The sequence below is a fragment of the Granulicatella sp. 572.rep1_STHE genome (assembly GCF_001073445.1).
GTDB lineage: Bacteria > Bacillota > Bacilli > Lactobacillales > Aerococcaceae > Granulicatella > Granulicatella adiacens.
Genome location: NZ_JVBO01000013.1, coordinates 1 through 23475, shown reverse-complemented (window position 1 = coordinate 23475; position 23475 = coordinate 1). Strand labels below are relative to the sequence as shown.

General features: G+C 36.8%; 21 protein-coding genes. 20 read left to right on the top strand and 1 reads right to left on the bottom strand.

Annotated elements, in window-relative coordinates; translation table 11 throughout:
* The first annotated feature begins 54 nt into the window (after positions 1 to 54).
* Both ADH99_RS02400 and ADH99_RS02395 read left to right on the top strand, forming a co-directional pair.
* Complete coding sequence (locus ADH99_RS02400; RefSeq protein ID WP_049555819.1) at positions 55 to 693, top strand: PepSY domain-containing protein; 639 nt, start codon at positions 55 to 57, stop codon at positions 691 to 693.
* Between the two features lie 306 nt (positions 694 to 999).
* Positions 1000 to 2079, top strand: a complete 1080-nt coding sequence (locus tag ADH99_RS02395) for a hypothetical protein (protein ID WP_049555818.1) — start codon at positions 1000 to 1002, stop codon at positions 2077 to 2079.
* A 237-nt stretch (positions 2080 to 2316) separates the two neighbouring features.
* Here ADH99_RS02395 and ADH99_RS02390 read toward each other — a convergent pair whose 3' ends face one another.
* Entirely contained in the window at positions 2317 to 2949 is a 633-nt protein-coding gene (locus ADH99_RS02390; protein WP_049555817.1) for a YigZ family protein, read from the bottom strand.
* Positions 2950 to 3978: 1029 nt separating this feature from the next.
* Here ADH99_RS02390 and ADH99_RS02380 point away from each other — a divergent pair.
* The 18 genes from ADH99_RS02380 to ADH99_RS02290 all read left to right on the top strand — a co-directional run.
* Positions 3979 to 4485 carry a hypothetical protein gene (locus ADH99_RS02380; protein ID WP_049555815.1) on the top strand — a complete coding sequence of 169 codons (507 nt, stop codon included), beginning with the start codon at positions 3979 to 3981 and terminating at the stop codon, positions 4483 to 4485.
* A gap of 13 nt (positions 4486 to 4498) precedes the next feature.
* Positions 4499 to 5098: an ATP-binding cassette domain-containing protein gene (locus tag ADH99_RS02375; protein ID WP_049555814.1), complete on the top strand. Its 600-nt coding sequence runs from the start codon at positions 4499 to 4501 to the stop codon at positions 5096 to 5098.
* A 564-nt stretch (positions 5099 to 5662) separates the two neighbouring features.
* A complete protein-coding gene (locus ADH99_RS02365; RefSeq protein WP_049555919.1) occupies positions 5663 to 5893 on the top strand; it encodes a DUF1146 family protein in 231 nt (76 codons plus the stop codon).
* A gap of 27 nt (positions 5894 to 5920) precedes the next feature.
* Complete coding sequence (gene murA / locus ADH99_RS02360; RefSeq protein WP_005604981.1) at positions 5921 to 7237, top strand: UDP-N-acetylglucosamine 1-carboxyvinyltransferase; 1317 nt, start codon at positions 5921 to 5923, stop codon at positions 7235 to 7237.
* A gap of 180 nt (positions 7238 to 7417) precedes the next feature.
* Entirely contained in the window at positions 7418 to 9580 is a 2163-nt protein-coding gene (locus ADH99_RS02355; RefSeq protein ID WP_053091369.1) for a transglycosylase domain-containing protein, read from the top strand.
* 78 nt (positions 9581 to 9658) lie between these two features.
* Positions 9659 to 10003, top strand: a complete 345-nt coding sequence (locus ADH99_RS02350; protein ID WP_005604985.1) for a YlbF family regulator — start codon at positions 9659 to 9661, stop codon at positions 10001 to 10003.
* Positions 10004 to 10114: 111 nt separating this feature from the next.
* Positions 10115 to 11284, top strand: coding sequence for a metallophosphoesterase family protein (locus ADH99_RS02345; RefSeq protein WP_049555811.1), 1170 nt, complete (start codon positions 10115 to 10117; stop codon positions 11282 to 11284).
* Positions 11284 to 13713 carry an ATP-binding protein gene (locus ADH99_RS02340; protein ID WP_049555810.1) on the top strand — a complete coding sequence of 810 codons (2430 nt, stop codon included), beginning with the start codon at positions 11284 to 11286 and terminating at the stop codon, positions 13711 to 13713. Before ADH99_RS02345 ends, ADH99_RS02340 begins: the two co-directional genes overlap by 1 nt.
* 19 nt (positions 13714 to 13732) lie before the next feature.
* Positions 13733 to 14689 carry a 3'-5' exoribonuclease YhaM family protein gene (locus ADH99_RS02335; RefSeq protein WP_049555809.1) on the top strand — a complete coding sequence of 319 codons (957 nt, stop codon included), beginning with the start codon at positions 13733 to 13735 and terminating at the stop codon, positions 14687 to 14689.
* 87 nt (positions 14690 to 14776) lie between these two features.
* Positions 14777 to 15301 carry a hypothetical protein gene (locus ADH99_RS02330; protein WP_049555808.1) on the top strand — a complete coding sequence of 175 codons (525 nt, stop codon included), beginning with the start codon at positions 14777 to 14779 and terminating at the stop codon, positions 15299 to 15301.
* Positions 15302 to 15748 (top strand): HIT family protein, encoded by a 447-nt coding sequence (locus ADH99_RS02325; RefSeq protein ID WP_049555807.1) that lies wholly within the window; start codon positions 15302 to 15304, stop codon positions 15746 to 15748. It begins immediately after the preceding gene.
* 143 nt (positions 15749 to 15891) lie between these two features.
* Complete coding sequence (locus tag ADH99_RS02320) at positions 15892 to 17259, top strand: FAD-dependent oxidoreductase (protein WP_049555806.1); 1368 nt, start codon at positions 15892 to 15894, stop codon at positions 17257 to 17259.
* An 8-nt stretch (positions 17260 to 17267) separates the two neighbouring features.
* Positions 17268 to 17684: an RrF2 family transcriptional regulator gene (locus ADH99_RS02315; RefSeq protein ID WP_049555805.1), complete on the top strand. Its 417-nt coding sequence runs from the start codon at positions 17268 to 17270 to the stop codon at positions 17682 to 17684.
* A 257-nt stretch (positions 17685 to 17941) separates the two neighbouring features.
* Entirely contained in the window at positions 17942 to 19615 is a 1674-nt protein-coding gene (locus ADH99_RS02310) for a ribonuclease J (protein WP_049555804.1), read from the top strand.
* Between the two features lie 20 nt (positions 19616 to 19635).
* Complete coding sequence (locus ADH99_RS02305) at positions 19636 to 20241, top strand: energy-coupled thiamine transporter ThiT (protein WP_049555803.1); 606 nt, start codon at positions 19636 to 19638, stop codon at positions 20239 to 20241.
* A 62-nt stretch (positions 20242 to 20303) separates the two neighbouring features.
* Entirely contained in the window at positions 20304 to 21764 is a 1461-nt protein-coding gene (gene cls / locus ADH99_RS02300; protein WP_082160305.1) for a cardiolipin synthase, read from the top strand.
* Between the two features lie 356 nt (positions 21765 to 22120).
* Positions 22121 to 22675 carry a transposase gene (locus tag ADH99_RS02295; RefSeq protein WP_049555802.1) on the top strand — a complete coding sequence of 185 codons (555 nt, stop codon included), beginning with the start codon at positions 22121 to 22123 and terminating at the stop codon, positions 22673 to 22675.
* Positions 22651 to 23475 (top strand): IS3 family transposase (locus tag ADH99_RS02290; RefSeq protein ID WP_343214157.1); only part of this gene is annotated, 825 nt, incomplete at its 3' end. The genes ADH99_RS02295 and ADH99_RS02290, both read left to right, overlap by 25 nt.

Sequence of the window (23475 nt, the reverse complement as noted above, 5' to 3'; positions counted from 1 at the left end):
GAGGTTCTAACAAAATAGTGTATAATAGCGGAAACTTAAGAATGGAGTGAAGAAATGAAAAAAACAACAAAAATCTTAAGTCTTGCAGCCGCAAGCCTATTAGCAGCCTGTTCAAATCAAGCTGCACCAGCAAAAGAAACTACGACTGCTGCTCCTGAAACAACAGTGCAACAGACAACACAAGCTCCTGCTACAACTGTGACAGCCACTACAAGTACAGCCAATACAGCTACTACTTCAAGTGCTACGACAAATTCTAGTCAGTCTATGGGAAGTCAAAATGCAATGCAGAAAGAATTGATTGACACTTTCAAAAAAGCTTTCCCTGATTTAGACATTACCACTATCGAATTTGTAAATGGGATGTATTATGAAATTGAAGCAATCAACGATACAAAAGAATATACGTATCGCTATGATAAAGCTACAAAATCATTCTCTAAATATGCTGAAGTACCAGCTGAACCAGGTGAAAGAAATGAAGAGAAAATTGACACAGCTTCATTGAAACAAGTGGATGATATGGCTGCTGTCGCTCAAAAAGAATATCCTAACGGTTCTATCCGTGAGTGGAGTGTTGACAGAGATGATGGTGAAGTCATTTGGGAATTTGACATTTATCTAGGTGCAAATGATGATGTCACTGTTAAAGTTTCGAATGCTACAGGAAAAGTAACAGAAATCGATCGTTAAGAAGTATTCCTTACCCCGTCAAGGATTGGGTTTCCAATGCTTGAGGGGGTATTTTTTTACCCAAATTAAGAAATTATCACGATTAAATAATTAAGAAAAGATTAAGTTTTCTGAAAATAGAGAAAATTGAGCGGTTAAAAAAACGAATAAATTCATGAGATAGTGGGAATTAATAGTTTATGAAGGAAATAAATCATTAAAAAACGTCAAATATATAATATTTTAAATAAAAACTAAAAACGCTATCAAAAAAATGTGAAAGGTAGTATAATAAAAATGAATAAATGAAAGATAGGGGTAGTGTATATGAGTCAAGAATTGTACCAACTGATACCGTTGCTTCTTAAGAAGGTAAAAAAGCAAACAGAACTCAAAAATGCTGCCTTTGCTTTCCAGAATAAGACGGGAGCTGTTAAGTTTTTCTTCCTAATTGAAAAAAATCAACCACAAGATCTTCGATTATTATTCTTTAAGAACGAAGAGGAACTTGTTCGATATCGACTTTCTGAAAGACTTGTTTCGATGTCAGATGAGGTTGTTGGAGAAGAAAAACCAGAAGCATTTTGGTTTCGAAAAGGCATCGAAATTCAGTTTGTAAAGCGAAGTGAATTTGATGAAGGCGAAATGGAATACTTAAAGCAAAAAGGGTATCCTGTGAAAGGAGCTAGAGAATTACCAATTATCTCGAGCTTCAATGAACCATTTGATCTTTTTGCTGATTTAAAAAAGTCTGAAATTACTTTTGTACAACGAATCACTACAGTATTACTTCAAGAAGGAAACTGGGAAGAAATTTTAAAAGCGGCGAAAGTTCTTAAACAAAAAGAAGAGGATTTTTACTCTGTTTTAGAATATAACCAAAAAACAAAACAAATTAAGTCTCTAGGAATCACTCGTAAAGAGATGAGTTTCGATACGATTGAAGAACTCAAGCCATTTTTCCAAGTGAAGCCGGAACCCATTGTGGTTAGTGATTTTTCACTTCTGAGAGCTAAAAAGATGATTCAAGGAATTCTTACAGGTAGCTGTGAAATTCAACTGACACTTTCTCCAATTGCTGCGATGGGATTCTATAAAAAAGGTGCTTTTATGCTGGCGATGGCCGATGAGAGAGAAATCATCTTTTTACAAGAAACAGATTTAGATACGAAGGCCATTCAAAATTATATTTTAGAAATCATCATGATGATGGAGGCAGTCCCACGTAGATTTATTACGAGTGGCCCTTTTGCAATGCGACTTTCGAATATGATTGATCAATTATTAAAACGCCTTGGAACAGATATCGTCATACTGGATGAACTTCCAACGATGAATCGTTATTCCAATTTAGCGAAAATGGATCTTCTATTGTCGCAAACCGATATTGATAATCTTCTCTTTTAAGGAAACGTCTGGAAACCCGTGCCCCCTCTTTACGTTTCCTCTAGTGTAGGTCAAAGGAGAGGCCAGAACTCAAACCTTTCTCAATGAGTTCCTATGGCTCCCACGCAAAGTTGATTCGGCTTAAACAAAGAATCAAAGCTTTGTTTAAGTCAATCAACTAGTGCGATCATTTTTTTGAAATTGAACTCCCTTTAAAACCTTACAAAAAGACCTATTCATTTGAATAGGTCTTTTTGATTAGATTTCGTATTCGGTATATTTTGTACCAAGACTATCAAAAGTGACTTGATTTTGTAGGAGCTCAATGATTTCTGCTTCAAAGTGTTCCACTTCTTGAACGGGCAGGCTACATGTAAATTGTACGTCGTTTAGAAAGACTTTATCCACAATTGGAATCTGTTGAGTTTGGCAATAATATTCTACTTTTCCTACATGTGCATAGTTGAAAGAAAGTGAGAGTTGTTCCTCAAGCCGACATTCTACCACTCCTATGGCTTTCAGGCCTTCACTTACTGCCCCAGAATATGCGCGAACGAGGCCCCCTGCACCTAGTTTTGTACCGCCAAAGTAACGAGTGACTACCACAGCAATGTCTTTTAATTCATTTTTCTTCAACACTTCTAGCATGGGAACACCTGCCGTTCCGCTAGGTTCGCCATCATCCATTGCTCGTTGAACTTGATCGTTTTCACCAATGAGAAAACTAGAGCAGTTATGAGTGGCTTTCCAATGTTCCTTTTTGATCGTTTGAATAAATTCCAGCGCCTCTTCTTCGTCTTTTACACGGCTAAAATGGGCGATAAACCTGGACCCTTTGATCTCAATTTCATGGACTCCATTTTCTTTAATCGTTTTATATTTTTCTAACATTCTTTTCCCTCGCTTTCTTTCAGTATAGCATAATTCTTCTTTTTTTAGTTTGAGTTTTAAAAGTAGTGGATTTTTATATGTGTTTATCGATAATTTTCATAATTGATTATTGTTTGTTGCACATAAAAAGAGTACAATGAAAACGGAAACAAAGTTATTCTTAGTGTAAAAAAATTGAAGGCAAAAGTAGGTGAAAAAAATGGTATTTTATAAAAATAAATGGTCAATGTTCTCAATCATTTTCTATTGGATACTTTCCATCGTTATGATTCTAAACTATATTCATTATCATTTGTCAACGGGACACTTTGGAGGAGCAGAAGGAGGAATACCACTGTTTTATGAAATTATATTCAGCTCCATTCAGATATTGGACGCTGTGTATGGTTTTGTGGCATTTATGATTCCACCGCTATTCTTTTCTCACGAATGTATTAGACAAAGGATAACGCATTGCGACTATTTACAATCTGTGAGATTACGACATAAAAAAACATTCTTTTCACCACTTCTATTAAGACAATTTAAAACGAACTTTATCATAATCTATTTTGTTTTCTTTGTAAAAATGGTGCTCCAAGCTATCATGGTCCATATTTTCTATTCTCCTTTTATCTTCGAGGAGAATAGTTCATATTTGACATGGTCCTTTACTATCAACTTTTCAACCAATAGTTTTGTCAATTTAATCTGTACGATAGTAATAATACCTTTAGGATATGCTATTTTCTATTCATTTGTTTTTTCAGTTGGATTGTTCCTAAAGCGATATATCATTTATTTATGCAGTGGATTGTTATTAGTGATTATATCGCTTTTATTAGCAATGGTTATAGGTGGAATTTCCCCGATTATCGGCTATTCAATTTGCGTTTTATCACTCATTCAACCAGGAATGTACACATTATTAGCAGAAACTATTTCTCATTCAGCCTGGGTTATTTTTGTATATCCTGCGATATTTTATAGTCTTTTGACGATTCTCCTATTAATTATCAGAAGAAAGATGGATTTGAAGGAGGGATATTAATGAATGAGCTCCTAAAAGGAAAAAGACAACAATGGGTGTATGGATTATCGATTGTTTCTGGAGTCTCTTTTGTTTTAAAAGGGCAAATTTTCGGTAACTTAATACTAGACTTATTGTCTTCCCATTTTACAGCATATTTCTCAGACACCTTATTATTAGTTTTACTAGGGGTTGTCATTTGGAGACGACATCAAATCCGTTACCTTCTCATTCAAAGAGTTGGGGAGAAAAACTATCAATTTTATCAATTGGGAACTGTGTTAGTTTCAGTTGTTTGTTATTTTGTTGCTCAATTCTCCTTAGCGTTACTATTCCAAATGATGAATGGACAAGCATTTTCAAAACTGATGCTGATATTTGCTCTATTAAAAAGCGTGTATTTAATTTGTTCGGGATTAATCATCTATACGATTTCTATTGGGTGTAATAGAAATATGGCTATTATTGGTTCTATCCTATTTTCATTAACATCTTATTTTACGATATTGTTTCTATTACGAGAGTGAAGGGGAGGTACTCATGTTAGAATTAAAAAATGTATCCAAAAAATTTGGCTTTCAAGTGATTTTAGAAGAGGTTGATTTCAAAATTGAACAAGGAGAGCTTATTCATATTGTAGGAGCTAATGGATGCGGAAAGTCTACTTTATTTAAGCTTTTTTGTGATATTTTGGAGCCGGATAAAGGTGAAGTTGTTTTAGATAGTAATGTACGAATTGGAGCTTTGATTGAGAATCCAGCGTTCATGGAAGAAAGTAGTTTAAAAACGAATCTTAAATTTTTAGCATCTATCAATAAAAATTACAATGAATCAAAAATTAGAGAAATAGTGAATAATTTTGATTTAGATTTTGATAGTAAAGTTCACGTGAAAAAATATTCCGTTGGAATGCGTCAGAAAATGGGGATTACTCAAGCTGTGATGGAGGATCAAAATTTAATTTTATTAGATGAGCCAACTCGAGGACTAGATAAAAAATCACTTCAACAGTTTCATCAACTAGTCCAACAGCTTCACAAAGAAGGAAAATCGATTGTGATTGCTGCTCATGATAATTTAGCCGAATTACAGTTTGATAAGGAATATTTGATGGAAGAAGGGAAGCTGATTCTTCAATGAAACAGTTATTTCCAATTCGAGAGTGGATTCTCTATCTTTTTGGTTTGTTAATAGTATGGAATTTGTTTCATCCATTACCGTCGTTTTATATCGAGGCTCACTTCAGCTTTATACCCGTTACCTTTCTTTTTGGGCATCTTTTAAGTGTTTTCTTAATGGTAATGGAAGTTCTTATTTTGATGTATTTTATTAATGAGTATGAGAGCATGCGACTTTTGATACTAGTTCGAAGCCGAAACTGCGTTTTTATAGGACGAATATTAGTGAGGATGATGTGGCCTTCTGTATTATTAATGTTCTGCATCAAGGCAGTTTTACTCTTTGAGATTGGAGGAATTCATCCTCTAATATTAGGTTCAATCCCCATTCTGTTTTTAGGGATGACTCTACTAGCAATATTCATTCAAGACTCTAAAAAAACGTTATTTTTAAGCCTGATTTTAGCCGCACTTATTAGACTAGGATGTTTTTACTTCATTGGATAAGCAGGAAGATATCTCCTGCTTTTTTTTAATGGTCAAATATGGTAGTATAGAAAGGCAGTATATGACTGGGGGAATACGTATGATTCAAGTAACATTGATGGTTAGAATGACGTTAATTATTGCTTTTATTGTACTGAGTTACTGGGCGCTTCAAGGAATTCAAATTGAAAAAATCCTGAAAAAAGGGCGCGTACAAGAAGCACGAATCCTCTTTTTACTTATCGCCATTTGGATGGGCGCAAGTATAGCAAAAGTCATATTCGATTTATCAGACTATTTAAATCAGTATATTCAAAATGTGATACAGTAATTGGATTGAGTTTTCGGAGGTTATTTCATGGAAAAGATGATCGTTCGCGGTGGCGATACACGACTTCAAGGGACAGTAAAAGTTGAAGGAGCTAAAAATGCGGTATTACCGATTTTAGCAGCAAGTATTTTGGCAGATAAAGGCGTTACTCATTTAACAAATGTACCGAACTTATCAGATGTACATATGATGTTAAACGTATTAGGAAGCCTAAACGTATTAAGCACATTTGATGAAGAAGAAAAAGCTATTACGTTGAATGCTACAAAAGATATTACAACGACTGCTGCTTTTGAATATGTGAGCAAAATGCGTGCGTCAATCGTTGTGATGGGACCACTATTAGCTCGTTTTGGACATGCGCGTGTGGCGATGCCAGGTGGTTGTGCCATCGGTAGTCGTCCTATCGACCTTCACCTAAAAGGGTTCGAAGCGATGGGAGCAACAATCGTTCAAACAGAGGGATATATTGAAGCGCATGCAGACGAACTTCATGGAGCTCGTATTTACCTAGATTTCCCATCAGTAGGTGCCACTCAAAATATTATGATGGCCGCAACATTAGCAAAAGGAACTACTCACTTAGAAAACGTAGCTCGTGAGCCAGAAATCGTAGACTTAGCTAATATTTTAAATAAAATGGGTGCTAAAATTGTAGGTGCAGGGACTGAAAATATGCGTATCGAAGGGGTGGAACGTTTAGATGGAACCATCCATTCAATTATCCCTGACCGTATTGAAGCAGGAACTTTCATGGTCGCAGCAGCGGTAACGAAAGGGAACGTATTTATTGAAGATGCAATTGCGGAGCACAATCAACCATTAATTTCTAAATTAGGGGAAATGGGTGTTCAATTTATTGAAGAGGAAGATGGCATTCGTGTGATTGGCCCAGATTCATTGAAACCTACCGATGTGAAAACATTACCTCACCCAGGATTTCCAACAGATATGCAAGCGCAAATGACGATTGCCCAATTACTAGCAACAGGAACTAGTACGATGACGGAAACAGTTTTCGAGAACCGTTTCAATCATTTAGAAGAAATGCGTCGTATGGGAGCTCAATTCCGAATTGATTCTCACACAGCTGTGATGACGGGTGCATCTGTCTTGTCTGGTGCAGAAGTAAAAGCAACGGATTTACGTGCAGCGGCGGCATTAATTATTGCGGGTATGGTCGCTAAAGGATATACAAGAGTCACAGAATTACAGTTCTTAGACCGTGGATACTTTGAATTCCATGAAAAATTGCGTGCTTTAGGAGCAACAATTGAACGTGTGAACGAACCAGAAGGCCAAGCGTTTAGTAATGAAGATTTAGAAAGACTATTTGCAGTATGACATCATAAGGACGTAAGGAAGAGATTTCCTTCGTCCTTTATTTCTTTTATGGGACATAGTAGAAAGACTGGGATGTAAAAGAAGAATCGTTTAATTTTTTGTAAAAGGTCAAAAACTTTTATGTGGATTTAAAAGTTTTTGTGGTACAGTATAATAGATTCAATTTAAAAGGAGGATTGTATGAACGAAGAATTTAATGAAAAAGATCATGTCGATCACGTGACACATGATCAAGAACAAGAAGAGACAGTCGAACATCGTCATACAGAAGAGCCTACACAACCATCGATTATAAAAAGAGTTTGGAATCATAAAATTATGTTAGCCATTCGTCGTTTTTGGAGAAAATTCCATGTGACGAAATTAATTCTTGTCCTCATTCTTACGGCTATTACGGCATTTTCAGCATTTTTAGTCTATACCGCTAAAACTACTGATGTTAGTGGTTTAAGAGCTGGGATGGTACAAGTAACAGAAGTCTATGACCGCAATAATCAAGAAGCGGGAGTTTTAAACATCAACAAAGGAGAATTTGTGACCATCGATCAAATCTCTCCAAATATGATTAATGCCCTCGTTTCTACCGAGGATAAGCGGTTCTATGATCACCATGGGTTTGATCCAATGGGGTTCTTACGTGCCACATTTGGGTTATTACTCAATCGCGGTCGTGTCACAGGTGGAGGAAGTACCATCACCCAACAGTTGGCTAAGAATGCCTTTCTAACACAAGATCAGACGTTTTTAAGAAAAGCAAAAGAACTATTTTTAAGTTTTGAGCTGGAAAAGAAATATTCGAAAGATCAAATTTTAGAGATGTATTTAAATAATGCCTACTTTGGTAACGGTGCATACGGAATTGAGAATGCGTCTTTACGTTACTTTGGTAAAAGTGCCAAAGATTTAACGATTAGTGAAGCTGCCGTATTAACCGGAAGCTTAAAGGCACCTAATGTGTATAATCCAATCGATGATATGGAAGCAACGGTGAAACGTCGTGCTACAGTGTTACAATTAATGGTGACTAATGGAAAAATTACGCAAGAGGAAGCGGATAAAGCTGGGGCGGAAGTCATTACGGTTCAAGACGCTTATGTAGCAAACTCTCGTTATAAATATCCTTATTATTTTGATGCCGTTATTAACGAAATTACTAATAATTATGGGATTAGTGAAGAAGAACTGCTAAATAAAGGGTATAAAATATATACAGGCTTAGACCAAAAGATGCAAGCAGATATGGAAGAAACCTTCTCCAATAGTTGGTTATTCCCGAAAGCTAGTGATGGAACGATTGCTCAGGCGGCTTCTGTAGCTATGGATCCACAAAATGGGGATGTCCTAGCAACGGTTGGAGGACGTACGAATGAGAAACATACCTTCCGAGGATTTAACCGTGCCACTCAACTACAAGCACAACCCGGTTCTACGTTTAAACCATTAGCTGTATATACTTCTGCTCTGGAAGAAGGATACCAACCGAATTCTGTACTCGTGGATGAGAAACGTTCTTATGGGTCAGACAAATATACTCCAGAAAACTGGAATAAACAGTATCAAGGAACTGTGACGATGACAGAAGCTTTGAACCAAAGTTGGAATGCTCCTGCAGTATGGTTATTAGATAAAATTGGTTTGAAAAAAGGAATCGAAAAAGTCCATCAATTTGGAATTGAAACCGATCCAGGAGATGAATATTTAGGAATTGCTTTAGGAGGACTTACAAAAGGGGTTTCTCCAATCCAAATGGCCTCAGCTTATACAGCCTTTGCCAATAAAGGTGTTCGTACGAAACCTCGTTTTGTTACTAAAATTGTAGATGCAAACGGGAAAGTCATTGTTGATAATACAGCGGTTAAAGACAATCGTGTAACAACTGAAGAAGTAGCTAAGAAGATGACAAGCATGCTTCTAACAGTCTATGGTCAAGAAGGGCTAGGAGCTCCATTTTCCCCTTCAGGTAAAATTATTGCCGGAAAGACAGGAACTACAGAAGCTCTTAATAATGAAAATGGTTCTAGGGACCAATGGATGATTGGATACACGCCGGATGTAGTGGTGGCAACTTGGATGGGGTATGACCAATCCGGAAACTATTCCTTATCAGCTTCTAGTAGAGAAGGGGTAGGGCCACTCTTTAAACTAGAGATGGAAGGCTTACTGCAATATACAGCCAATACGGCATTTAATGTAGAGCCTGTAAAAACCAAACAAGCAAATCAAAAAAATCAAAATAATACGCTAGATAATTTTATTCAGGACGCCCAAAAGACTGGAGAACAAATCTGGAATCAACTTCAGGAATGGGGTAGAAATATCTGGAATAAATTTAATAATCGATAGTACGAATGTACGTTCGTATTTGTAGTGTAGTAGACGACGATATGTTATAATAAAACAAAACAATCAGGAGGATGAAAGATGAGTAATATTTATGATACAGCAAACCAATTAGAACGTGATTTGCGTGATTTAGCTGAATTCAAAACTGTAAAAGAAAGCTTCGAAGCCATTGAAGCAGATGAAACAGCAAAAGCATTATTCGATGAATTCCGTCAAGTGAATATCGAATTACAACAAAAACAATATTCAGGACAAGAAATTACGGAAGAAGATATTCAAAAAGCTCAAGAATTAGGACAAAAAGTGAGCGAAAATGAATATATTAAAGCGTTGATGGAAGCGGAGCAACGTTTGAATACGATTATGCAAGACATTAACCGTATCATTACAAATCCACTTCAAGAGCTTTATAATGGTAAATAGTTCAATCAAACGGTTTTAATAAGAATCGATCCAAAGCATATTTTCTTTGAACGCACAACAGACGGTTCAGGAAAATATGCTTTTTTTGAAGAAAAGAAAGGAGTAACTAGAATGGTCAAATTGATCCATGCATCAGATGTCCATCTGGGGATTACTTATGCAGGCATTGGAAAGAATCATCGTGAGATCGCAAGGGAGTTAAAACAGGCTGCCTTTGATGCTTTTGAAACAGTTGTAAATAAAGCCATTGAAGAAGAAGTGGATGCACTTGTTTTATCAGGAGATTTATTGGATAGCCAACGGACCTTTATCAAAGAAAAGTTGTTTCTTCAACAGCAACTAAATCGGCTGGCTCCTTTTGGGATTCCTGTTATTTTAGCGCTTGGCAATCATGATGCGGGGACTCCTTATGTGTCAGGAGACCACATTTATACTTTTGGAAGTACTGTTGAAACAATTGAACTAGAAACAAAAACGGGAGAACGGGTGGCCTTTAGTGGATTTAGTTATGATATTCCTGTTATCCCTGAACGAAAAGTACAAGAGTATCCTATCAAGAGCCCACACTGTGATGTTCATGTTGGGGTTTTACATGGTGAGGTGACTTCTTCCAGTGGGCGCTATGCTCCTTTTTCAATTCCTGAATTAAGAGTTAAAAACTATGATTACTGGGCGCTAGGGCATATTCATCATTGCCAAGAAGTATCACAGAATCCATGTGCTTGGTATAGTGGAACGACACAGGGAGCTGACCGATCTGAGAGTGGAGAAAAAGGAGCGTTTTTAGTCGAAATCACTTCAGGGCGGCCTCCACAGATTCACTTTATTGAGACGAGTACAATGGATTGGATGGACGTCACAATAAGGATTACAGAAAGTGCTCGTTTGGAAACTGTTCCTTATCTCATTGTAGAGGATCTTCCAAAAGTAGAAAAACGTAGCCTCGTTACAGTCTTTTTGCAAATACAAGAGTCGCTATTTACAAGAGAAGAGTTACAGCAAATCTCACAGGTAGTGAATTCTTTATTGGAAGAAAGAGGCTCACTTGTGAGTGTAATGAGTATTAGAGAACGAATGATAGAGCCTTTACGCGGCGTCTCTGGAATCTCTTTAGTAGGGGAGAAGGATTCTACGATTTTTTCTGAAATGGAGATTGCAAAGAGCGGGTTTGCCAATCAATGGATGAGGGAGTTTCTCCATCAAGAAGATGTCCAAGAAGAGATTCACGAACGTGCGATGCGTTTATTAGAAGCTCGCTTTTTAGGAAGGGAGGAAGGTTAATGTATATTTCAAAAATCGAAATCGATCATTTTGGAAAATGGGAACATGAGACGTTTACCTTCCATCCGAACTTACAAGTCGTTCAAGGGCTGAACGAATCTGGGAAGACGACCATTCGAAGATTTATCGAACAAATGCTCTTTGATTTTAAGCAAAAGAAGAATGGGGTGTATCCTTATCAGCCACTTCATACGAATACGCGGGGCGGGCGAATGTGGATTGAAGATGAAGGACTAGGGTCTCTCATCATTGAAAGAACTGCAGTAGGTTCTCAAAAGAAATTAGTATTAAAATCGGCCGAAACGGGTCAGGCGTTACCAGAGTCTATGCTGGAGCGCATCCTTCACGAATTAACATTGAGTGAGTACCATTCTCTTTTTGGATTTAATGAGGAGGAGTTACAACAAAACGTCTTTAGTAATGAAGAAGAAATGCATCGTTTCTTATATAGTCTCAGTGTCATGGGACATAAAGGGGCATATGAACAGAGTCAAAGTCTATTGAACGATGCGAATAAACTATACCGACCTCAAGCCAAAAAACTAGAACTCAATGAGCGAATCGATCGACTCGAGGACTTAACGAATCGTTTGTCGCAAACAAAAAGCGAGAATACACTCTATGAAGGATATCTTCATGCTATTAAAGGGCTCCAACAAGAAGAAGAGGAATTGACGACAAAACTTTCCAAGATTCAAAACAGAATAGATGCTTTAGAAGAAAAGCATACCTATTTTGATGCATTGGAAGAATACCGCGCAATTGAAGGACAGTACGAGTTACCAAAAGAATATGACCATTCTAAGGCGATAGAGGCGAATCATTGCTTACGTTCGTTTGAAAAAGAAATCGAACAGACAAAAGAAGAGTTAAAACGAACAGAAGACCAAGTTCAAACTCTAGGGGAAGCTACAGAAGACACAGAGCTTGAAGCACTTTATACAAAAGCTCAAAGTGTGGCTGCTATTGAAGAACGTACCTTTGAATTGGAACGTGAGTTGAAGACTCATCCTGGAAATATCGGTGTTCAAAGAGAAGGTGTTCAACCCTTTACAGAGGCCGAACTCGCCAAATTCGATGCAATGCAAAGGGAAAATCAATCTACTACATCGATGCGAACAGAAATACTCATAGGGCTGATTGGGATTATCGTGATGATTGTTGTTGGATTTTTAACCAATCAAGTGCTAGTGAGTGTGATCATTGCTAGCGGTCTTGGGGTTGCAGGAGCTTTCTTTTTACAAAAAAACGGACAAGTCATTTCTCCAAAGAGCAAAAAAGAGAATGAACGTGTTCAACAAATTCTCTTGGATAAAGGCATTGAGGTGACCTTAGAAGATGCCAAACGCTTTATTAGCCGAAACGAAGGACGTAATGTTAATGATTTCATACAAAAGAAGGCACAGTGGAATCAGTTGGAAGAAAGACTTTCAGCATTTAAAGAAGAAATTCAAGACTTCTGGAAAAATGAACAGATCACTGCACCGGCAACTGTCCAGCAACAACTAGGAATCATTCGTGAGGCATGGATGAATTCTCAAAAAAGAGAAGCTAAAATGGAACAACTCCAAGAAAGTATCCTGAAGAAAGAGCAACATTTAGCGCAATTAGAACAAGATGCAACAGAAGTAAGAGAGGAATTGCTAAATAGCTTGCGTCCTCTTGGCATTACAACGATAGAAGCCTTTAGAAGTCACCTGGCAACTCTGGACCATCGAGTAGCCTTGTCGCAAAAAAGAGCCTATATTGAAAAGCAAGTCGCTATTTTCTCGAGTGATGAAAAAGAAAGCTTGCAACGTGAAACGCTTGAAGAAGAACTTCAAGACGAGGTTTTCACGAAGGCGCAGTTGGAAAGTAGACGTAAAGAAGTCAGAGACCAACTAGTAAGTCTCCAAACAAAGGCGGAACTATTGGAAGAAGATGAGCAGGTAGAAGATCTTCAAATGGAAGCGGACTTTGAACGATTCGAAGCTCAGGAAGCGATGAAGGATTGGGCAACTCAAGTGTATGCTGCAAAATGGATCTTAAAGCAACTAGATGAAAAGGTTCCGACGAAAGTTCCATTGATTGTAGAGGAAGCGAGTCGTATTTTTAGCCGATTAACAAGGGGACAATATACGAAGATTCATTTGAGCGATACACAGGCGAAAGTACAGCAGCAAAATGGTCAGTGGATGGAAGCTTTCTATCTTTCAAAAGGGGCATTGGACCAATTGTATATTGCGATTCGATTTGCCTTTATTTTCCAATTAGCTAAGAAAATGAAAATTCCGGTTCTGATTGACGATGGATTCGTAAACTTTGATAGAGAACGGCTATCGATTATGATAGAATTAATGGAAGAGCTATCTCGTGTAACACAAGTATTTTACTTTACTACGGAAGTTCCTACAGAAATTTCAAAAGAGAACATTCTAAAGTTGAGCTAAAGAGAAAGAGGGTCAATTTATGACAAAGAAATTATATGAATATAATGTAGATGACAGCTTTGAGATTTTCCTACTTATTAAATCTGCGGACGTACGAATGGCAAAAAATGGGAAACCTTTTATTGCGTTTACCTTCCAAGATCAGTCTGGTCAAATGGATGGAAAGTACTGGTCCGCAACCTCTGAAGATATTGAAAAATATGTTCCAGGAAAAGTGGTTCTTTTAAATGGAAAACGGGAACTATACAATAATTCTCCGCAAGTCAAAATTGTGAGTCTTCGTCTAACGGATGCGTCAAAAGGAGAGCCGACTTCTGCAAGCTACTTTGTAGAACACGCTCCGATGACGAAACAAGAAATGGAAGAAGAATTCAATCAATTAATGTTTGAGATTACAAATCCGTATTTTAGAAGAATTGTCCATAATATTCTAGGGAAATATCAAGAAGCCTTTTTTGAATATCCAGCAGCTAAACGTCATCATCACGCCTTTGTAGGAGGGCTAAGTTACCATACATTATCCATGTTGCGTTTAGCTAAATCGATTGCAGGTCAATATCCTCAAATCAATCGTTCACTATTATTTGCGGGCGTTATTATTCATGATATCGGCAAAACCATGGAACTATCAGGGGCTATTGGAACAGAGTATACCTTGAAAGGGAACTTACTCGGGCATATCGTGATTATGGACGAAGAGATTACAAAAGCTTGCGAAGAACTAGGAATTGACGAAAATCAAGAAGAAGTTCTCTTGTTGAAACATTTAGTGTTAGCACATCATGGAAAGTTAGAATACGGGTCTCCAGTTCGACCACAACTACTTGAAGCTGAGGTACTGCACCATATCGACTTATTAGATGCGACGATTACAATGATGTCGAATGCACTCGATAAAACAGAACCAGGAGCATTCTCAGAACGCGTATTTGGTTTAGATAACCGCTCATTTTATAAACCATTATCCAATGAGTAAGAAAACGTTCGATAGTATGCGTAAATAAAGAAGCAATCACTATCACTAGCAAAACTTCAACCAACATTCATTTAATCGAGGTGTGAAATGAAAATATTGGGGTCAAAAAAACTATTAAAATTGATTTTACAGTTTGCGATAGGCCTTGTATTATTAGGGCTTTTATGGATTTTGTTTAGTTTTACTCGTCCAAAATATAATGATGATGCTTTGTTTTCTTATGAAATCATCAATCAATCAAATCAGAATATAGAAGAATTGATTATCGGTGAATATTCTGAGAACGACATTAACTCTCCAGAGGATCGAGTGTATTTAAAAAATCTAGCAGCTCATTCTAGAACAAAAGGAGCAGTAGACATTTCTAAATCAGAAAGAAGTGTTTCTCCGTTCTATTTAGATTATGTATATCAAGGAAAAAGAAAAACATTGCTAAAAACGGTATCTGTTGAAACTAGGCCAAAAGGACTTCATATCACTATCACTATTAAGGATGTGGATAACGAAGGCTACATGACGGGGACTACCGAAATCAATTCATTTATTTTTGAAAAACGGGAATTTACCCCAGAAAGTATAAAAAAAGCTGAGAAAGCTATAGGGGGTAAGTAGATGTGTCTGATTTGTGATCGGATTGAATTGATCAAACAAGGAAGAAATCCGCATTTTGTTAAAGAACTTGAAACAGGTTATGTAGTGATAGGGGATGGGCAGTATTTTAAAGGGTACACCTTGTTCCTTGCTAAAAAGCATGTAACAGAATTGCATCAAATGGAACCAGAAGAAAAACTTAAATTTCTAGAAGAGATGAGTATTGTTCAAGAAGCTGTTGCAAAAGCATTTCATGCGGAAAAAATGAATATCGAATTACTGGGAAATGGAGATGCGCATGTTCATTGGCATCTATTTCCAAGAAAATCAGGGGATATGAAGGATTATGGTCATAATGGTCGAGGTCCAGTGTGGTGGGTTCCTTGGGACGAAATGTCATCTGAGGAGTATCAACCAAAAGGCGAAGCATTAGAGCAATTAGTGACCCAATTAAAATCTTTTTTATAAACGTTTATGAGGAAGGCATCTACGTCATGTAGATGCCTTTTAAATTTTTTTCAAAACTGTGAGCAGATTCTTTGGAAATTTTTGGAAAACAGTGTATACTCCAAATTGTAAAAAAAATAATTACAATTAGAAAGGTGATTTATATGACAACTTCAGTGAAAAATATTATTATCGGATTCGGTAAAGCTGGAAAGACTTTAGCCGGTTATTTAGGAAGTCAAGGAGAAGAAACAATCCTTATTGAAAAATCAAAAGCAATGTACGGAGGTACTTGTATTAATGTTGGATGTATTCCAACTAAAAAATTAGCGACAAAAGCTGCTCGTAAACAATATTCAACAGAAGAAGCAAGTACTTATTATGCAAAGAGCGTTCAAGAGAAAAAGGCTTTAATTTCTGCATTAAACCAAGCGAACTACAATAAAGTAGATTCTGTTGAAAAAACAACCATTATTGACGGAACTGCTCGTTTTGTGGATGACCATACTGTAGCTGTAGAGACTGCAGAAGGAGAAAAATTATTTAAAGCAGAACGTATTTTTATTAATACAGGTGCTACACCATTTGTTCCACCAGTAGAAGGGTTAACGATTGGAGGAAATATTCATACTAGCGAAACAATTATGGATGTGGAAGAATATCCTGAGAGCCTAGTCATCATTGGTAGTGGATTTATTGGATTAGAATTTGCGGCAACTTATGCTCAATTCGGGACAAAAGTGACCGTAGTGGATGTCTTTGATACATTCTTACCTCGTGAAGATGATGATGTATCTTCAGCTGTTAAAGAGCAATTGGAGTCATTAGGGATTTCCTTTAACTTAGGAATTCAATTAAAAAATGTTCACAAAGAAGATGGAAAAGTAATCATTCAAGCGGTAACGGGAGAAGGAACACCTTTAGCCTTTACTACAGATGCGGTTTTAGTAGCAACAGGACGTCGTGCAAATATTCAAGGATTAGATTTAGATAAAGCAGGAGTGGCTGTAAGCGAACGTGGTACGATTCAAGTAAATGAATTTTTACAAACAAATGTCCCTCATATCTTTGCAATGGGTGATGTGAACGGTGGACCACAATTCACATTCGTATCATTAGATGATTTCCGTATCGTTAAACGCTTCTTAGCAGGGGATACAAGCTATTCAACGAAACAACGTGCGAAATTCCCTACAGCAACGTTCATTAACCCACCTTTAGCAAGCGTTGGTTTAAATGAAAAACAAGCAAAAGAAGCTGGTATCGAAGTGAAAGTTGCCAAACTCCCTGCAATGGCGATTCCAAAAGCTAAAATTATTGGAAACCAAGTCGGATTCTATAAAGTGTTAGTGGACGCTTCAAATAACCAAATCGTTGGTGCAACATTATTTGCAGAAGAAGCACATGAAGTGATTAATATTATTGCAACTGCAATGAATGCAAACTTACCTTACACAGTTCTTCGCGATCAAATCTTTACACATCCAACAATGGCTGAAGCATTGAATGATGTATTCGGAATGATTCAATAGGTGATTTAATGGGAAATGACTTCGTCGTAATGATTCATTGTCTAACCTATTTAGCGATTCATCATGATAATCGTTATTCCAGTAAAGAGCTGGCTTTTAACGCTTGTAGTAATCCGGCTATTGTCAGAAAGCTCATGAGTTTAGCTGTGAAAAAAGGATGGGTGAGTACAGCTGCTGGAAAACAGGGTGGATATCAATGGATTTCAGATCCCTCTACAATAAAATTAGGAGACATCTTTATACTCGTTTCTGAAGATGCCCGCCTAGAAAAAACGTTTAAAGACGCTTCAGACCCATCTTGCCTAGTAAGTTCTCGAATGGGAAAAATTATGGGCAAACTACAAGAAGACCAAATCCAAGAACAAATTCGATTCTATAATCAAAAAACGATTCAAGATATGATTGATAAGGTACAAGAACAGTAAAAGGAAAGACCGAGAGTTTCTCGGTCTTTTTTGGTTTTATAAAGGAAGAAGTTTGCGATGCTTGTAGGACTCTTAAAAAGTTTTTTTACGAAGCAATGGAATGCTTGAAAGAGTGCTAATGCACACTAAAAGAGCATCGTGGAAAGACTTTGAAATTCGCAATATGTCTACAATTATGGTATTCTAAAAGAGCATATATGGTGGTGAAGTCCGCCTAAAAGAAATAATTGTAAATAAAAGAAAATGAGAGGTAAATCATGAGTTCAATTAAAATCATCGCACTAGGTGGCGTGAGAGAAAACGGTAAAAGTCTATATGCCGTTGAAGTTGAAGAAGACATCTTCGTGCTAGATTGCGGTTTAGTTTATCCAGAAGATGAACTACTAGGGATTGATGTTGTCATCCCAGACTTCAGTTATTTAGAAGAAAACAAAGAGAGAATTGCAGGGGTGTTTTTAACGCATGGGCATGCCGATGCGGTAGGGGCATTACCTTATTTCTTACAAAATATTGATGCACCCGTTTTTGGTTCAAAATTAACGATTGCATTAGCGAAATACTATGTTGAATCTTCGAAATTAGTGAAAGGATTTAATGACTACCACGAAGTTACTGAAAATACAGAAATTGACTTTGCAAGTGCTACGATTAAATTCTTTAAAACAACACATACGATTCCAGATTCATTGGCGATTGTGATTAAAACGAGCGAAGGAAATATCGTATATACAGGAGACTTCAAATTCGATCAAAGTGCTTCAGTGGAATATCAAACGAATTTTGGTCGTATTACAGATGTTGGGGAAGACTATGTTCTTGCTCTATTAAGCGATTCAAGTGATGCGGAAAGTCCTGTTGAAAATGTGAGTGACCGTAAAATTGCTGAAGCGATGTTAGAAACTTTCCTAAATGCGCAAGGTCGTATTGTGGTGGCTTGTGTAGCAAGTAATATTTTACGTATTCAACAAGTTATCAATGCAGCGTATGAATCTGGGCGCAAAATTTTCCTAACAGGGTCAGAACTTGAAGAAATTGTTAATATCGCATTGAGTCTGAATAAATTAACTGTTCCTGATAAAGAATTAATTATTTCTTTCAATCAAATGAAGAAATTACCAGATAATGAACTTGTTATTTTAGAAACTGGAAATGCAGGGGAGCCTATTAAAGCCCTTCAAAAGATGGCATTAGGACGTCATCGTCAGGTAAACTTGCACGAGGGAGATTTAGTGTATATTGCAACGACTCCTTCAGTTGCGATGGAAACTCAAATTGCTCGTACGAAGGATTTAATCTATCGTGCGGATGCTGAAGTGTTTGAAATGGCAAACAGTAAAAAAGCAAGTGGACATGCGACTCCTAATGATTTGAAATTAATGATTAACTTGTTACAACCAACCTTCTTCATTCCAGTTCAAGGGGAGTATCGTAGTTTATTAGCGCATGCGGAATTAGCTAATGAATTAGGAATTCCATATAAGAACATCTTTATTCCTGGAAAAGGGGATGTCGTAGAAATTGAAAATGGCCAAATGAATGCTTCTGGTCAAGTAGCAGCAGGAAATGTATTGGTCGACGGAATCGGCGTGGGCGATATTGGAAATATCGTTCTAAAAGATCGAAAAATTCTATCAGAAGACGGTGTTTTTGTTGCCGTTGTGACGATTTCTAGAAGACTAGGTAAGATTTTAAGTGGTCCTCAAATTATTTCTCGTGGATTCGTATATATGAAAACCAGTGAGGAATTACTAACGGAAGCTCAAAAAATTGTGACAGATGTTGTTGAAGAAAACTTGGCAAGTGAAGATTTCGAATGGCCAAGATTAAAACAAGAGGTTCGTGACGCTCTTAGTCGTTATCTATTCGATAAAACGAAACGTCGCCCAGTCATTTTACCAATGATTATGGAAGCCTCTAACTATAAAAAATAACGATTTTGAAGGAGATTAGAATGAATTCAAAAGCAGTAAAAATCTTACTTGAAGTATTAGGAGCTGTTGTGGTTTCAGTAGCTCTATCCTATATCCCACAAGAAAGCCTACCTTTCTTTGTGGATTTAGCGATTCTTCCATTAATTTTTGTGTCTCTAAGACAAGGATTAATTTGGGGAACGATTGCGAGTGTCCTCTTTGGATTACTCCATGTATTCTTACATCCAACAGGAGCAGGATTCCTCGTTGTTTCTCTACATGATTCCTTCATGGCCTATGGTTTTGTAGGTCTTTCAGGATTCTTTGCTAGAAACACGGTTCGTACAGCGTTTAATGCGCGTACATCATCTACTACATTAAATGTTGTAACAGCAAGTTTAATTGCGACTATTGTAAGTTATGGATTCCATGTGATTGCTACAGGAATTGGAGCTCCAACAGTGTTTTCTGCAGAAAAAGTTAGTTTAGCTCAAGGTATTTTCGAATTTGGGACGAACTTTTTAGTGACGCTTGCTGTGACTTTACTCATCTTTGTAACACTTATTTACGTAAAAAGAGATGTTTATATTCCAAAAGGAACTCGTTTCTTGTCACGTAGAGAACAATCTCATTTATTAAACGATTAATTAAAAATAAAAAGACCTTGATTCGTCGTGGTCTTTTTTATTTAAAAAAGAAAGGAGAGCGTATGGAATTTATTAGTTCATTCCTTTACCTCATCATTCTTGCGAATACGATTGGGGCAGTCATCACAGTTTTTAGGGAGCCTAGAGAAATTGCGGCTACTTGGGGCTGGCTTATTGTGCTCATCATGCTGCCGATTATTGGATTTATCATCTACTTCTTTTTTGGAAGAAGAATTCGGAAAAAACGGATTTTTAATATGAAATCTCAAGAAACAGTTGGCCTTCAAGAATTGGTCGAACAGCAACAAAGAGATTTAGAAAGAACCAAAGAAAAAATAGGTGCTCCCAAGTTTCGTTTTAAAAATGAATATCAAGAAGATTTAGCTTTCTTCTTTTTAGAAACCGATGATGCCATTATTACAGAAAACAATGAAGTGACTCTGTACGTGTCAGGAGAAGATAAATTTGCTCAGTTAAAGGCAGATATTGAGCAGGCCCAACATCATATTCACCTCCAATATTATATTTTTAATGATGATACGATTGGGCATGAAATTATGGATCTTCTAATTGAAAAAGCACGAGAAGGAATTGAAGTGCTCGTCATTTATGACGCCCTAGGAGCTCGTACGACTAGACAAGGATTTTGGAAAAAACTGCATGATGCAGGAGGACATACGGTTGCCTTCTTTGGTTATTCGTTAGGCTTTATTAACTGGCGTATCAATTACCGAAACCACCGTAAAATTGTTGTGATTGATGGAAAAATCGGGTATGTTGGTGGGTTTAATATCGGAGATGAATATCTAGGAAAAGGAAAACTTGGGTACTGGAGAGATACGCACTTACGAATTGTGGGAGATGCGGTATATTCGCTACAATCACGATTTTTCATCGACTGGAATGCTGCCGTATATGAAGACAAACGAAGAGAGTTCATTCCTGAATATTTCCCTGTGGTAGAGTCAATGGGGCAAAATACGATTCAAGTCGTCTCAACAGGTCCAGATGCTAGTTTACAAAAGATCAAACTAGGACTTATTAAGATGATTTCCATGGCAAAAAAATCTGTGTGGATTCAAACCCCTTACTTCATTCCAGATGAAAGCGTTCAGGAAGCTTTATCGATTGCAGCCTTGTCTGGAGTGGATGTTCGCATTATGATTCCAAGTAAACCAGATCATCCAATTGTTTACCGGGCAACAGAATTTTATGCTTCTCAAATTATTCAATCCGGAGTAAAGGTCTATGTATACCAAAATGGATTTTTACATGCCAAAACAATGATTGTAGACGGCGAACTAGTGACAGTTGGAACTTCTAATTTTGATATGAGAAGTTTCCGATTGAATTTTGAAGTCAATGCGTTTATTTATAATGAAGAAGTCGCTAGACAAGTAGAAACAGACTTTCTAAAAGACTTACATAATTGTACAATTGCGACTAAAGACTATTTTGATAAACAATCCCGATGGGAAAAATTCAAACAAAAATTTGCTCGCTTATTCGCCCCAATTTTATAAAAGGATACGAGAAAAAGCGTTTAGAAACGGAACACTGGACCGAAGCGACGTAAGGAACGTGAAACGTTCAGCGTACGGTTTGGGAAGTGGACGTCAGTCCTGTGAGCCCGAGTTCAACTAAAGGATATGAGACATCGCGCTCAGAAATGGACCGTTGGAAAATCCTTCACAGTGCGAAGGATTTGGGGGTAAACAGTGCTCTTTAAATAATAATCCATTCTAAAAAATGATATAAAACTCTGATTTAGCGGTATTATTTTTTCCATTAAAAGCTTTGCAATATCGAATAAAAAAGGAACTCACAGTGTTGATATGTACCCCCTTTACTGGACAAACCAGTAAAGGGGGTATTTATTATGCGTTACTCATTCGAATTCAAAATGAAATGTGTCGAATTATATCGACAAGGAATATGGGCTGAGACACCTGAAAAAGTTATGAAGAGGAGTTTTCAAAGAAAAATATTGAATTGGGATAAAATTGAAAGGATTCATGGTCCTAAAGGATTGGAGCGTGTTAAAAAACAAAGAAATTGGACGGTAGAAGAAAAATTGACATTTGTTTTACAGGTTTTAAATGGAAAAGCTCTAACAGAGGTTGCTTTTTCAGCGGGAATAAGTGAAGGATTATTAGGTTCTTGGGTTCACAAGTATAAAACTTATGGATATAATGGTTTAAAGAATAAGAAAAGAGGACGACCATTATCTAAGGAGCCTATTATGAATAAAAAAACTGTGCCTGATAACCTTTCAGAATCCGAACGAGAAGAATTAGTTCGATTACGTGAACGAAATGCATATTTAGAAGCTGAAATTGCTGTTATAAAAAAACTGAGAGCCTTGAGAAAAGAACAGGAAGCTGCGCTTCTCAAGGCGAGAAAGCAGCGATCATCAAGGAGTTACGAGAAGTAGGATACCAACTAAAACATCTTCTTAAAGCGATGAAAATGGCTAAATCTACTTACTATTTCGAATTGAATAAAATTGATGCTGTGGCTGAGAAGAATGGTGTTTTATTATCAGAAATCAAAAAAATATTTCATGAAAATAAAGGTAGATATGGCGTTAGAAGAATTTACCAAGAACTTTGCCGTAGAGGTCACGTTGTGAATCATAAAAGAGTTCAACGTCTTATGCATGTAAATGGATTGTTTGGAAAACGACCTAAAGAAAAATACCATTCTTATCAAGGTAATGTTGGAAAAGTTGCTGATAATATTATTAACAGAGATTTCACGACCGATAGGCCACTTCAAAAATGGAGTACAGATGTATCTCAATTCACTTTCCCTTGGGGAAAATGTTTCTTTTCTCCAATTTTAGATATGTCTTCTAATGAAATAATCTCCTATGATCTTTCTTTAAGTCCCAACTTAGAACAGGTTCAAAGGATGTTAAATAGAGCTTTCAAAAAATTCCCTGATGTTAATGGATTGATTCTCCATTCTGATCAAGGTTGGCAATATCAACACGCATTTTATCAACAGTCATTAAAAGAACGAGGAATTATTCAATCAATGTCTCGAAAAGGAAATTGTTATGATAATTGCATTATAGAAACGTTTTTCGCCAGAATGAAGAACGAAATGTTCTATGGTTTGGAAAAGGAATATTCTACCTTTAAGGAATTTCAAACGGCAGTTAAAGATTATATAGATTATTACAATAACAAAAGAATTCAAGAAAAAACAAAATGGATGTCCCCTGTTCAA